12 protein-coding genes and 1 tRNA gene are annotated in these 12,216 nt (G+C 65.1%); 6 read left to right on the forward strand and 7 right to left on the reverse strand.

Annotation, left to right across the window (positions count from 1 at the left end; translation table 11 throughout):
* Window positions 1-121: 121 nt before the first annotated feature.
* The 3 genes from M2282_RS12725 to M2282_RS12735 all read left to right on the forward strand — a co-directional run bounded on the left by M2282_RS12725 (window position 122) and on the right by M2282_RS12735 (window position 1,692).
* On the forward strand, window positions 122-1,111 hold the full coding sequence (locus M2282_RS12725; RefSeq protein WP_009124827.1) for a DNA-directed RNA polymerase subunit alpha: 990 nt from the start codon (window positions 122-124) through the stop codon (window positions 1,109-1,111).
* A gap of 87 nt (window positions 1,112-1,198) precedes the next feature.
* On the forward strand, window positions 1,199-1,597 hold the full coding sequence (gene rplQ, locus M2282_RS12730) for a 50S ribosomal protein L17 (protein WP_013544103.1): 399 nt from the start codon (window positions 1,199-1,201) through the stop codon (window positions 1,595-1,597).
* A gap of 18 nt (window positions 1,598-1,615) precedes the next feature.
* A tRNA-Met gene (locus M2282_RS12735) sits at window positions 1,616-1,692 on the forward strand.
* A gap of 101 nt (window positions 1,693-1,793) precedes the next feature.
* Here M2282_RS12735 and M2282_RS12740 read toward each other — a convergent pair.
* Window positions 1,794-2,441, reverse strand: coding sequence for an HD domain-containing protein (locus M2282_RS12740; RefSeq protein ID WP_432422895.1), 648 nt, complete (start codon window positions 2,439-2,441; stop codon window positions 1,794-1,796).
* A 115-nt stretch (window positions 2,442-2,556) separates the two neighbouring features.
* Between M2282_RS12740 and M2282_RS12745 the strand changes: the two genes are divergently transcribed.
* Window positions 2,557-3,531 carry a GlxA family transcriptional regulator gene (locus M2282_RS12745; protein WP_280809131.1) on the forward strand — a complete coding sequence of 325 codons (975 nt, stop codon included), beginning with the start codon at window positions 2,557-2,559 and terminating at the stop codon, window positions 3,529-3,531.
* 20 nt (window positions 3,532-3,551) lie between these two features.
* On the opposite strand, the gene M2282_RS12750 is transcribed toward M2282_RS12745, so the two are convergent.
* From M2282_RS12750 to M2282_RS12775, 6 genes are read right to left on the reverse strand one after another with little or no spacing between them, the layout of a single operon-like run.
* A complete protein-coding gene (locus M2282_RS12750; RefSeq protein ID WP_042577483.1) occupies window positions 3,552-3,950 on the reverse strand; it encodes a RidA family protein in 399 nt (132 codons plus the stop codon).
* On the reverse strand, window positions 3,947-5,569 hold the full coding sequence (locus M2282_RS12755) for an AMP-binding protein (RefSeq protein WP_280809132.1): 1,623 nt from the start codon (window positions 5,567-5,569) through the stop codon (window positions 3,947-3,949). Before M2282_RS12755 ends, M2282_RS12750 begins: the two co-directional genes overlap by 4 nt.
* Window positions 5,570-5,574: 5 nt before the next feature.
* Entirely contained in the window at window positions 5,575-6,768 is a 1,194-nt protein-coding gene (locus tag M2282_RS12760) for an acyl-CoA dehydrogenase family protein (protein ID WP_280809133.1), read from the reverse strand.
* A gap of 4 nt (window positions 6,769-6,772) precedes the next feature.
* A complete protein-coding gene (locus M2282_RS12765) occupies window positions 6,773-7,627 on the reverse strand; it encodes an enoyl-CoA hydratase family protein (protein WP_280809134.1) in 855 nt (284 codons plus the stop codon).
* Window positions 7,624-8,103: a MarR family winged helix-turn-helix transcriptional regulator gene (locus M2282_RS12770; protein WP_280809135.1), complete on the reverse strand. Its 480-nt coding sequence runs from the start codon at window positions 8,101-8,103 to the stop codon at window positions 7,624-7,626. Before M2282_RS12770 ends, M2282_RS12765 begins: the two co-directional genes overlap by 4 nt.
* Window position 8,104: 1 nt before the next feature.
* Window positions 8,105-10,489, reverse strand: a complete 2,385-nt coding sequence (locus M2282_RS12775; RefSeq protein ID WP_280809136.1) for a bifunctional salicylyl-CoA 5-hydroxylase/oxidoreductase — start codon at window positions 10,487-10,489, stop codon at window positions 8,105-8,107.
* Window positions 10,490-10,605: 116 nt separating this feature from the next.
* Between M2282_RS12775 and M2282_RS12780 the strand changes: the two genes are divergently transcribed.
* Together M2282_RS12780 and M2282_RS12785 are read left to right on the forward strand one after the other, a co-directional pair.
* Window positions 10,606-11,877, forward strand: a complete 1,272-nt coding sequence (locus M2282_RS12780) for a cyclopropane-fatty-acyl-phospholipid synthase family protein (protein WP_280809137.1) — start codon at window positions 10,606-10,608, stop codon at window positions 11,875-11,877.
* Between the two features lie 12 nt (window positions 11,878-11,889).
* Window positions 11,890-12,213 carry a DUF1840 domain-containing protein gene (locus M2282_RS12785; protein WP_280809138.1) on the forward strand — a complete coding sequence of 108 codons (324 nt, stop codon included), beginning with the start codon at window positions 11,890-11,892 and terminating at the stop codon, window positions 12,211-12,213.
* The last annotated feature ends 3 nt before the right edge of the window (window positions 12,214-12,216 follow it).

Consider the following 12,216-nt stretch of genomic DNA (forward strand, 5'->3'; position numbering starts at 1 on the left):
CCTCGCGTGTGTGGGAAACAAGTTTTTGTTGTTCACGTTCCTGCCCCGTGCTTTGTTGCGGGTCAGGTGCTTCACCAGCCTTACCGGTGTAACGAGCCGGGGGTATTGAGAGGAAGTCTGCATGCAAACCACCCTGCTGAAACCCAAGACCATCCAGGTCGAGCAACTTGCCGCCAACAAGGCCAAGGTGACGCTCGAGCCTTTCGAGCGCGGCTACGGCCACACGCTCGGCAACGCGCTGCGCCGCGTTCTGCTGTCGTCCATGGTCGGTTATTCGGCCACCGAAGTCACGATCGCTGGCGTTCTGCATGAGTACTCGTCGATCGACGGCGTGCAGGAAGATGTAGTCAACATCCTTCTGAATCTCAAGGGCGTGGTGTTCAAGCTCCACAACCGCGATGAAGTCACGCTGAGCCTGCGCAAGGATGGCGAAGGCCCGGTCCTGGCATCGGACATCCAGACCCCGCACGACGTCGAGATCATCAACCCTGACCACGTGATCGCGCACCTGTCGCAAGGCGGCAAGCTCGACATGCAGATCAAGGTCGAAAAGGGTCGCGGCTACGTGCCCGGTACGATGCGCCGCTACGCCGACGAGCCGACCAAGTCGATTGGCCGCATCGTCCTCGACGCATCGTTCTCGCCCGTCAAGCGCGTGAGCTACACGGTCGAAAGCGCCCGTGTTGAACAGCGTACGGACCTGGACAAGCTGCTGGTCGAAATCGAAACCAACGGTGCCATCACCGCTGAAGATGCGGTTCGCGCCTCGGCTAAAATCCTGGTCGAGCAGCTCGCAGTGTTTGCACAACTCGAAGGCGGCGAACTGGCTGCATTCGATGCACCCGCACCGCGCAGCGCACAGCAATTCGATCCGATCCTGCTGCGCCCTGTCGACGAACTCGAGCTCACCGTGCGTTCGGCCAACTGCCTGAAGGCCGAGAACATCTACTACATCGGTGACCTGATCCAGCGCACCGAGAACGAGCTGCTCAAGACCCCGAATCTGGGTCGCAAGTCGCTCAACGAAATCAAGGAAGTCCTCGCTTCGCGCGGCCTGACCTTGGGTATGAAGCTTGAAAGCTGGCCGCCGGCCGGTCTCGACAAGCGTTGATTTTTGTTTTGAATTGAGCCCCTGAGGGCTCGTGCCCGGGCAGTACCTGATACGGCTGCCTGTTTAATAAAGTAAAGGAAAAGCACCATGCGTCACGGACACGGACTTCGCAAACTCAACCGCACCAGCTCGCACCGCCTTGCGATGCTGCAGAACATGATGAATTCGCTCATCGAGCATGAAGTCATCAAGACCACGGTCCCCAAGGCCAAGGAACTGCGCCGCGTCATCGAACCGATGATCACGCTCGCCAAGAAGCCCACGCTCGCCAACAAGCGCCTGGCCTTCGACCGCCTGCGCGACCGCGACAGCGTCGTCAAGCTCTTCGCCGATCTGGGCCCGCGTTTCGCGGCACGTCCGGGCGGCTACACGCGCATCCTGAAAATGGGTTTCCGCGTGGGCGACAACGCGCCGATGGCTCTGGTCGAACTGGTTGACCGTCCTGAAATTAAAGAAGCAGATGCCGAGCAAGGCGCTGCTGAATAAGGTATAATTCCATCTTGCCGCGCGATGGAGCAGCCTGGTAGCTCGTTGGGCTCATAACCCAAAGGTCGCAAGTTCAAATCTTGCTCGCGCAACCAATTTAAAAGGCCCTTTGAATTTCAAAGGGCCTTTTTTCTTGGGTCGGTGAATTGAATGAATCAAGCCCTCGCAATGAGGGCTTTTTTACTTCCCTGATTTCTCAGCCGTGCCAGGCCGAGCAGCGAATCACGCTGCAGAAATTGCCGCGATGGAAATGCGGCTCCTTGTCCGCGATCACATCGGCCTTCACGTTGCCGAAGGTGGTCTCCGGCTTGTGTTTGATGCCGTCGTAGAAGGCCTGGATGATGTCCTCCTTGAAGTGTTCGGTGCGCGGGTGTGCATGCACGACCTGCGTGCGTTCGGCGTCGCTGTACTCCGGGTAGCTCAGGCCCAGAACGTCCATCTCGACGCCGGCCGTCACGAGCGCAACGACCGGGTGCATGTGCTGCGGAATCCCCGGCGTTGTGTGCAGCGCGATCGCCGTCCAGACCAGGTCGACGTCCCGCTGCGAGATCCCGCGACTGCGCAGGAAATCTCGCGCCACATTCGCTCCATCGACTTCGAAGCGTTCGTTGGCACTGCTGTGCGCCTTCACCAGCCCCAAGTCGTGGAACATCGCGCCCGCGTAGAGCAGCTCGGGGTCGAAGGTCAGGCCACGGTGCTTGCCGGCCAGTGCGCCGAAGTAGTAGACGCGGCTGGAGTGGTGGAAGAGCAGCGAGGGCGCCGTGTCCCGGACCAACTCAGTGATCTCTCCCGCAAGCTTGCTGTCGGGGATGCGGACCCCTTCGATCATCGTCGTCAAAGCCATGTGTATTTCTCCTGTGAGTGTGAGAACAACTTTAGGAGTCGACTACAGTGTCTTCAACAGACGTGATGCGGCAAATGCTGCCATTGCGACTCTGAAAGAGACACTGAGAACAGTCATGCGCACCACGAAGACCATCGCGATCCTTGCCATGCCCGGCGTCCAGTTGCTGGACGTCTCCGGCCCACTCGACGTGTTCGCTGAAGCGAATGTGCAGGCGCGTACCGAGGCTTACAGGCTGCGCGTCATCGCGAGCCAGCCGGGCGCGATCCGCAGTTCATCGGGTGTGCGGCTCATGCCTGACGCCGTCATCGGCGAGGACATCGGCGAGCCAATCCACACGCTTCTCGTGGCCGGCATGCCGCATGCCGCGACCGCGGCGACCAACCTCGACGTGACCGCATGGCTGCGCAAGCTCGCTCCCAAGACGCGCCGTTTCGGCTCGGTCTGCAGCGGCGCCTTCGTGCTGGCGCAGGCGGGGTTGCTCAGCGGCAGGCGAGTCACGACGCACTGGGCGGTGGCCGATCAGTTGGCGCAGGCTTTCCCTGCGGTGCACGTCGATGCCGATGCCATCCACGTGCGAGACGGCCGCCTGCGCACCGCAGCCGGCGTGACCGCGGGCCTCGACCTTTCGCTGGCGCTGGTGGAGGAAGACCTTGGCCGGGAAATCGCCATGAAGGTCGCCGCCCAGCTCGTGATGTTCTTCAAGCGCCCGGGTGGCCAGATGCAGTTCAGCCGCAAGGGCGAAGCCGCGCCCACCGGTCGATCGGCCTTGCAGGAGGTTCAGCGCTGGATCGTGGCAAACCCCGCGGAAGACCACAGCGTCGCCCACCTTGCCGGGCGCATGAGCCTGAGCCCACGCCACTTCGCACGGCTGTTCGCACAAGAGGTCGGGGCCACACCCGCGGCCTGGGTGGAAGGCATCCGCGTCTCCGCCGCACGCCGTCTGCTCGAGGCCGGCGATGCCGCACCGAAACAGGTGGCAGCCCAATGCGGATTTGCCGATGCCGACACGCTGCGGCGCGCATTCCAGCGCCAGGTCGGCATCACGCCGGCGGAGTACCGCAAGCGCTACGCGCACGCCGTCGGCTGACGGCACGGCGAAGAAAGCGATCAGTCCGGAATGACCGCCGTGACCTCGATCTCGACCTTCGCCCGATGCTCGACCAGCGCCGCCACCTGCACGCAGGTCATCGCTGGAAAGTTGCGCCCCATCGCATCGCGATAGACCGGACCCAGCTCGGCCAACCGGCGGCTGTATTCGTCGCGGTCAGTCACATACCAGGTCATGCGGACCATGTGCTCCGGGCCCGCGCCGCCCGCGCGAAGCACCTCGGCGATGTTGCGCAGCGCCAAGCCGCACTGCTCGATGAAGTCGTCCGACTCGAATTGCTGCTGCGCATTCCAGCCGATCTGGCCACCGACGAACAGCATGGTGCCGCGCGCGGCCACGCCGTTCGCATAGCCCTTGGGAGGCAACCAGCCCTCGGGCTGCAGGAGTTTGTTGATCATGGTGTGCTGTTGAGTTGTCTCAGTCTGAATCGCTGGAGCTTGCCGGTCTCGGTGCGCGGAAGCACCGTCACGAACTCGATCTCCCGCGGGTATTTGAAGGGCGCGATGGTGGCCTTCACATGGTCCTGCAGCGCCTTCACGAGGGCTGCGTCGCCTTCGTTGCCGGGCTTGAGCACGCAGAAGGCCTTCACGATCATGCCGCGGTCGGCGTCGGGCTTGCCGATCACGCCGCATTCAGCCACCGCGGGGTGCTTGAGCAGCGCGTCCTCGACCTCCGGCCCACCGACGTTGTAGCCGGCGGTGATGATCATGTCGTCGGCGCGCGCCTGGTAGAAGAAGTAGCCGTCGTCGTCCTGCACGAAGGAATCGCCGGGGTAGTTCCAGCCGTTCTTCACGTAGTCGGTCTGGCGCGGATCGTCGAGGTAGCGGCAGCCGACAGGTCCTTGCAAGGCCAGCTTGCCGACTGTGCCGTGCGGCACCTCGTTGCCCTTGTCGTCCACCACCTTCGCGGTGAAGCCCGGCACCGCCTTGCCAACCGCGCCCTTGCGCACATCGTCGCCCGCGGCGGAGATGTAGATGTGAAACACCTCGGTGCCGCCGATGCCGTCGAGCATCTCGATGCCGGCTGCTTCCTTCCACAGCTGGCGCGTCGCATCCGGCAGCGCCTCGCCCGCACTCACGCTGATGCGCAGGCTCGGCATGCCGTGCTGCCGCACGAAAGGCGCCATCTGGCGATAGAACGTGGGCGCGGTGTAGCAGATGGTCGCGCCGATCTCGTTGATGAGCTTCACGAGGCCTTCGGGGGTGAACGGCGCATCGGCGAAATACACGGACGCGCCGGCCCACATCGGAAACACGAGCAGCCCGCCAAGCCCGAAGGTGAAGGCCAGCGGCGGCGAGCCCACCACGATGTCGTCGCTGCGCGCCTTGAGCACGTGGCGCGGCCAGGTCTCGCACATCGCGAGCACGTCGCGGTGCGTGGTGACGGGAGCCTTGGGTTTGCCCGTCGTGCCCGATGTGAATGCGAGCAACGCGATGTCGTCGGCTGCGGTGGGGCATGCAGCGAACACGCCGCTCTTGCCGGCCGCGCGTGCGGAGAGCGAATCCTTTGCGTCCGGCTTGTTGAATGCGATCACCGTCGCAAGCACCGGATGCTCCTTTTGCGCCGTCGCCAATTCGTCGAGCAGACGACCGTCGCACAGCGCGGCCACGGGGCGCGCCTTCTCGATGATCTCGCCGAGCTCCTTCGCACGCAGCAGCGGCATCGTCGCCACCGCGATCAAGCCGGCCTTCACCACTGCGAGCCAAGCGAGCGCCATCGCCACCGAGTTGCCGCCGCGCAGCAGCACGCGGTTGCCCGGCACGAGGCCGAGGTCTTCGATCAGCACCTGCGCGATGCGGTTGACCTCGACAACGGCCTGGTTGTACGTGAGCGTGCCGCCCGGCGAGCGCAGCATCGGCTTGTCGCCAAAACCCTTGGCGTCGGCCTTGTCCAGCAGTTCCTCCACGAGGTTCAACTGGTCGGGCAGCTGCAACTCGGGCAGGTCATAGCGAAACACCGGCAACTGCTCGGCGGGCGGCAGGCGGTCGTGAACGAAGCGGTCGACTTGGGCAGACACGGTATTTATCCCCGCAGAACGGATTTGCCAATGATCAGTTGTTGGACTTCCGTCGCGCCTTCGTAGATGCGCAGCGAGCGGATGTCGCGGTAGAGGCTTTCAATCTTCGTGCCAACCTTCACGCCGAGGCCGCCATGCATCTGCAATGCCATGTCGATCACGCGGCTCGCGTTCTCGGTGGCGCACATCTTGGCCATCGCCGCGGCTGCGGATACATCGCCCACGGCTGCTGCGCCACGTTGCTCGGCGTCGTCGCGCATCCATGCGGCGCGGTAGGTGAGCAGTGCGGCGCTGTCGATCAGCGCGGCCATCTCGCCGAGCTTGGCTTGCGTGAGCTGGAAGTCCGCGAGCGTCTGGCCGAACATGCGGCGGCTCTTCGCCTGCGCGATGGCTTCGGCCAGTGCGCGGCGTCCCATGCCGAGTGCAGCCGCGGCGACCGAGGCGCGAAAGATGTCTAGCGTGCGCATCGCAAGCTTGAAGCCGCCGTGGAGTTCGCCGAGCTGCGCAGTGCGCGGCACCACGCAGTTCTCGAAGCGCAGCGTGGCCAGCGGGTGAGGGGCCATCACGTCGATGTGCTCGGAAGTGTCGAGGCCGGGCGTGGTCGCATCGACGATGAACACCGTGATGCCGCGCGTGCCGCCCGTCGGATCGGTCTTTGCAAACACGCAATAGAAGTCGGCGATGCCGCCGTTGCTGATCCAGGTCTTCTGGCCATTCAGCAGCCAGCCATCGGCCGTCGGCTCGGCGCGCATGGCCATCGCGGCCACGTCCGAGCCCGCGTCGGGTTCGCTCAACGCGAAGGCTGCGATCTTGTCGCCCTTGCCGACTGCATTCAGATACTGCGATTGCTGCTCCGGCGTGCCCGCGAGCGTGATCGCACCGCTGCCCAGGCCCTGCATCGCAAAGGCGAAGTCGGCCAGCGGCGAGTGGTAGCCGAGCGTCTCGCGCAGCAGCACCAGCGCGCGCGAATCGAGGCGCTCCAGCGCACCGCCCGCGCTGCCGGGCACGGCGTAACGCAGCCAGCCGCCGTCGCCGAGGCGCCGCACCCATTCGCGGCAAGCCGCGCGGTCATCGCGCTCGTCGATCTCCTGCGCTGCGCACCAGGGCAGCAGGTCACGCGCGAGCGAGCGATGGGCTTCGTCGAAGAACGGCAGCGCGAGGTGCGCCGTCGAAGGCGGTGCGGGGATCTTCGTCATCATGACTTCAGTCCCCACCGAACACGGGCTTGCGCTTGGCCGCGAAGGCTTCGTAGGCGCGCTTGAAGTCCTCGGTCTGCATGCAGATCGCCTGCGCCTGCGCTTCGGCCTCGATCGCCTGGTCGATGGTCATCGACCATTCCTGCGCCAGCATCGTCTTGGTCATGCCGTGCGCGAAGCTCGGGCCTTCGGCCAGTTCGCGCGCCATCCTGGTGGCGGCTTCGAGCAGTGCATCGCTTTCGTGCAGCGCATTGAAGAAGCCCCAGGCGTGGCCTTCCTGCGCCGTCATCGCGCGGCCGGTGAAAAGCAGCTCCGATGCACGGCCCTGCCCGATCACGCGCGGCAGCAGTGCGCACGCACCCATGTCCGCACCAGCGAGGCCCACACGGGTGAAGAGGAATGCGGTGCGCGTGGCCGGCGAGCCGTAGCGCAGGTCGCAAGCCAGCGCGATCATCGCGCCGGCACCGGCGCACACACCGTCGATGGCGCCCACGATCGGTTGCGGGCACGCGCGAATCGCCTTCACCAGGTCGCCCGTCATGCGCGTGAACTCGAGCAGCTCGGGCATGCGCATGCCAGTGAGCGGGCCGATGATTTCGTGCACGTCACCGCCCGAGCAGAAGTTGCCGCCCGCGCCGGTGACCACGATCGCCTTCACGTCGGTTGCGTAGTTCAACGCGCGGAACAGGTCGCGCAGTTCGGCGTACGAGTCGAAGGTCAGCGGATTCTTGCGTTCGGGACGGTTCAGCGTGACGGTGCCGACCCCGGCCTCGTAGCTCCATGCGAAGTGCTCGGCCTTGTAGGTTGCCTTCGCTTCGAATTGCGCGCGCATGGGATTGCCTGCGCCGATGTAGTGCTTCATTCGGTCTCCGCCATCGATTGGTTGTGTGAGTGTTGCTTGACCTTGCCGAGCAGCTTGTGCAGCTGCGCGATCTCTTTGCTGCTGAGGCCCGCGAAGGCCCCGACGATCCAGTCTTCGTGCTGCTGCGCCATCTCGTGGAAGAGCTTGCGGCCGCGCGCGGTGAGCCGCACGCGCCAGGCGCGGCGATCGCCTTCGACGTTGATGCGCTCGACCAGCCCTTCGGTCACGAGCTGGTCGGTGATGCCCGTGACGTTGCCGCCCGTCACCATCATCCGGCGCGAGAGTTCGTTCATCTTCAACCCGTCGGGCGAGCGCTCGAGTTGCGACATCAGGTCGAAGCGCGGCAGCGTGGTGGCGAACTGGGCGCGCAATTCATTGCGCACCTGCTTCTCGATCAGCTGGGTGCAGGTGAGCAACCGCAGCCAGAGCCTCAAGGCTTCGGGGTGTTCGCTGTGCGCGCGCGCTTCGAGGTCCATGTCAGTGTGTCTCCTCGGGGTTCGGTGCGGCGGCCATCGCGGCGTTGGCCGCGGCGATCTGCTGCTGCTTGGCGATCTCGCGGTACATCTGGTCGCGGCCGCTCAGGTATTGCTTGGGCCAGTCGACATCGCGGCTCTGCAGCTTGGCCGCTTCGTGCAGCGTCCATGCGGGGTCCGCGAGGTGCGGGCGCGCGATGGCGCAGAGGTCGGCGCGGCCGGCCGCGATGATGCTGTTGGCCTGGTCCGCCTCGGTGATCGCGCCCACCGCGATGGTCGCGATGCCGACCTCGTTGCGGATGCGGTCGGAGAACGGCGTCTGGTACATGCGGCCATACACCGGCTTGGCGGCGCGCGTGGTCTGTCCTGACGACACGTCGATGAAATCGGCACCGGCTTCCTTGAAGAGTCGCGCGACGATGACGGCATCCGCGTCGGTGTTGCCGCCGGGTGCCCAGTCGTGCGCGGAGATGCGCACGCTCATCGGCTTGTCCTGCGGCCACACGGCGCGCATCGCGCGGAACACTTCCAGCGGATAGCGGCAGCGCGCCTCGATATCGCCGCCGTATTCGTCGGTGCGCTGGTTCGTGAGCGGGCTGATGAAGGCCGACAGCAGGTAGCCGTGCGCGCAGTGCAGTTCGACCCAGTCGAAGCCGCATTCGGCGGCGCGGCGGGTGGAGTCCACGAACTGGTCGCGCAGCGTGTCCATCTGGTCGCGCGTGATTGCGGCCGGCAGCTGGTTCTGCTCGCCGTAGGGCAATGCGCTGGCGCCGAGCACCGGCCAGTTGCCGTCTTCGAGCGGCTCGTCGGTGCCCTCCCAGCCCACGCGCGTGGAGCCCTTGGGTCCGCTGTGGCCGAGTTGCATCGCGATCTTCGCGCTCGACTGGGTGTGCACGAAATCGACGATGCGCTTGAAGGCCGCTTGCTGCGTGTCGTTGTAGAGGCCGGTGCAGGCGGGGGTGATGCGGCCTTCGGGCGTCGGGCTCGTCATTTCGACGAACACCATCGCCGCGCCGCCGAGCGCGCGTGCGCCCAGGTGGACCAGCAGGAAATCCTGCGGCACGCCGTCGACCGCACTGTAGGTCGCCATCGGCGAGACCAGGATGCGGTTCTTCAGCGTGAGGCCGCGCACCTTGTAGGGCATGAGCATCGGCGCCATCGCCTTGCCGCCCGCGAGCCATTGCTCGTAGCCGCCGAGCCATTGCGTGTCGCGCACGCGCAGGTTCTCGTGGCTGATGCGCTGCGAGCGGGTGAGCAGCGAGTAGGCGAACTGCTCGATCTGCATGCCGGTGTAGCGCGGCACGTTCTCGAACCACTCGGTGGAATTGCGCGCGGCATTCTGGATCTTCAGCACCTCGACGCTGCGGCGTGCTTCATAACCTTCGAGCACATGGTCGAGCGTGCCGCCCTGCTCGAATTCGTTCGCGAGGTCGATCGCGTCTTCGAGCGCGAGCTTGGTGCCCGAGCCGATGGAGAAGTGCGCCGTGTGCGCCGCATCGCCCATCAACACCACGGGCACCGAACGGCCTTCGACGTCGATGCGGTGCGTCCAGCGTTCGCACACCACGCGCGGAAAGCGGATCCAGTTGGCCGAGCCGCGCAGGTGCGTGGCGTTGCTGATCAGCGCGTGGCCGCCCAGGTACCTGGCGAACAGCTTCTCGCAGAAGGCGATGGCTTCTGGCTGCTCCATCTGGTCGAGGCCGTGGGCCTTCCACACGGCTTCGGGCGTCTCGACGATGAAGGTCGAGGTCTTGTCGTCGAACTGGTAGGCGTGCGCCTGGAACCAGCCGTGCTCGGTCTGTTCGAAGGCGAAGGTGAAGGCGTCGAAGGTCTGATGCGTGCCCAGCCACACGAAGCGGCAGTTGCGCAGGTCGACGTCGGGCTTGAACACATCGGCGTAGCGCTGGCGGATGCGGCTGTTGAGACCGTCGCTCGCGATCACGAGGTCGGCCTTGTATTGCGCGGCGATCGCTTGGTCATCCGTCGCGTCGGTTTCGAACACGAGGTCCACGCCGAGCGCGAGGCAGCGCTCCTGCAGGATGTTCAGGAGGCGCTTGCGTCCGATGCCGCAGAAGCCGTGGCCGCCCGAGCGCACCTGGCGGCCCTTGAAGAAGACCTGGATGTCGTCCCAGTGATGGAACTCGTTGCCGATCAGCGCCGCGGTGTCGGCATCGGCGGCCTTGAGGTTGCCCAGCGTCTGGTCGCTCAGCACCACGCCCCAGCCGAAGGTGTCGAACGGCCGGTTGCGCTCCACCACCGTGATCTGTAGCGCGGGGTTGCGCGCCTTCATCAAGAGCGCGAAATACAGGCCTGCCGGACCGCCGCCGATGCACAGGATGCGCTGGAGGTCCGAGGCGGGAGCGGATTTGGCCGGGCTGATGCTGTTCATGGTTGAATAGTTTAGACATAAACAATCTACTGTCAATGCTGGTTTCGTAACGGGGCCCGAGGGGGCTGGTGCCGGTAGTGATGCAAACACTTGCAAAAATCAATACCATGGGCCCCATGCAAAACTTGATACCCAAGATCGAGTCGCAGCTGGCTTCGCTGCCTGTCCCCATCGCGCTGGAACTGCCGGATGGCCGGCGCGTTGCCCAGGCGGGGGCCCGCGTCACGCTGGCTTTCAAGGAGTGGGCGGTGCTGGCCAAGCTGGCCGCCCGGCAGGTGGGGGCCATCGGAGAGGCCTATGTCGAGGGCAAGGTGCAGATCGAAGGCGCCATGCGCGACCTGATCGACGCCACCGTCGGCATGCTGCCCGGCAACCCGGCCGAAACCGACACCGGCTGGTGGAGCCGCCTGCAGCACCGCGCCAAGTCGCATGGCGCGCATTCGCTGCGCAAGGATGCGGCGCAGATCGAGTTCCACTACGACGTCTCCGACGACTTCTACGCGCTGTGGCTCGATGCGCGCCGCGTCTATTCATGCGCCTACTTCCGCACGCCCGACCTCACGTTGGCAGAGGCGCAGGAAGCCAAGCTTGACCACATTTGCCGCAAGTTGATGCTGCAGCCGGGCGAGCGCTATCTCGACATTGGCTCCGGCTGGGGCGCGCTGCTCCTGTGGGCTGCGGAGCACTACGGGGTCGATGCCACCGGCATCACGCTGTCGAAGAACCAGCATGCATACGTGCAGCGTCTCATCGAAGAGAAGGGCCTGCAGGGCCGCGTGCGCGTCGAGCTGCGCGACTACCGCGAGCTCTCGGCCGACCAGCCCTTCGACAAGATCTCCTCGGTCGGCATGTTCGAGCATGTGGGCGCGGCCAACATGCCGACCTACTTCCGCAAGATCCATGCGCTGCTCAAGCCCGGCGGCCTGGTCATGAACCACGGCATCACCTCGGGCGAGCTCAACTACCGCCAGCTCGGCGCGGGCATGGGCGACTTCATCGAGAAGTACATCTTTCCCGGCGGCGAGTTGCTGCACGTCACGCACGTGCTGCGCGAGACGGCGGCGGCCGGCCTGGAGATGGTCGATACCGAGAGCCTGCGCCCGCACTATGCGCGCACGCTCTGGGCCTGGTCCGACGCGCTCGAAGCGCAGCTCGACGCGGCGCTCGAAGTGCTGCAGCGCAACGGCGGCCGCCAGGCCGAGAACGCCGAGCGCGTGCTGCGCGCCTACCGCCTGTACCTCGCCGGCTCGGCCATGAGTTTCGAGCAGGGATGGATCTCCCTGCACCAGATGTTGTCGACAAAGCCTGACGGCAATGTAGGGCGCGCGGGCGTCTTGCGCGGCGCGCAATCGGTGTACCCTTTTGCCCGTGACTACATCTACAAGTGAGTGAAAAAAACCATGCTCTATCGTTTCAAGTCCCGGGCCGCTCCTGATTTCGTGATGCTCGAAATCCATGCGCGCCAGCTGCTCGACATCGTCGGCAAATCCCCGGCGCCGCAAGGCATCATCACGGTCGAGCAGATTCCCAGCGCCATTGCCGCGCTGGAGGCCGCATTGGCGCGCGAGGGCAGCAATGCCCACAACAACGACGACTACGCCGTCGAAGGCCACACCAGCGATGCCGAGAAGCAGCATGTCGGACTGCACCAGCGTGCAGCCCCCCTGCTTCACATGCTCAAGGACTCGCAGGCCGACGGCAAGGACGTGACCTGGAGCACCTGAAGC

Source organism: Variovorax boronicumulans (genome assembly GCF_029892485.1).
In the GTDB taxonomy this organism is placed as follows: Bacteria; Pseudomonadota; Gammaproteobacteria; order Burkholderiales; family Burkholderiaceae_C; genus Variovorax; species Variovorax boronicumulans_B.

Bases quoted from the DNA above. Each gene is read 5' to 3' on its own strand.
- M2282_RS12725 (WP_009124827.1), top strand. From the start codon at position 122: ATGCAAACCACCCTGCTGAAACCCAAGACCATCCAGGTCGAGCAACTT.
- rplQ (WP_013544103.1), top strand. From the start codon at position 1,199: ATGCGTCACGGACACGGACTTCGCAAACTCAACCGCACCAGCTCGCAC.
- M2282_RS12740 (WP_432422895.1), bottom strand. From the start codon at position 2,441: ATGGCTTTGACGACGATGATCGAAGGGGTCCGCATCCCCGACAGCAAG.
- M2282_RS12745 (WP_280809131.1), top strand. From the start codon at position 2,557: ATGCGCACCACGAAGACCATCGCGATCCTTGCCATGCCCGGCGTCCAG.
- M2282_RS12750 (WP_042577483.1), bottom strand. From the start codon at position 3,950: ATGATCAACAAACTCCTGCAGCCCGAGGGCTGGTTGCCTCCCAAGGGC.
- M2282_RS12760 (WP_280809133.1), bottom strand. From the start codon at position 6,768: ATGATGACGAAGATCCCCGCACCGCCTTCGACGGCGCACCTCGCGCTG.
- M2282_RS12765 (WP_280809134.1), bottom strand. From the start codon at position 7,627: ATGAAGCACTACATCGGCGCAGGCAATCCCATGCGCGCGCAATTCGAA.
- M2282_RS12770 (WP_280809135.1), bottom strand. From the start codon at position 8,103: ATGGACCTCGAAGCGCGCGCGCACAGCGAACACCCCGAAGCCTTGAGG.
- M2282_RS12775 (WP_280809136.1), bottom strand. From the start codon at position 10,489: ATGAACAGCATCAGCCCGGCCAAATCCGCTCCCGCCTCGGACCTCCAG.
- M2282_RS12780 (WP_280809137.1), top strand. From the start codon at position 10,606: ATGCAAAACTTGATACCCAAGATCGAGTCGCAGCTGGCTTCGCTGCCT.
- M2282_RS12785 (WP_280809138.1), top strand. From the start codon at position 11,890: ATGCTCTATCGTTTCAAGTCCCGGGCCGCTCCTGATTTCGTGATGCTC.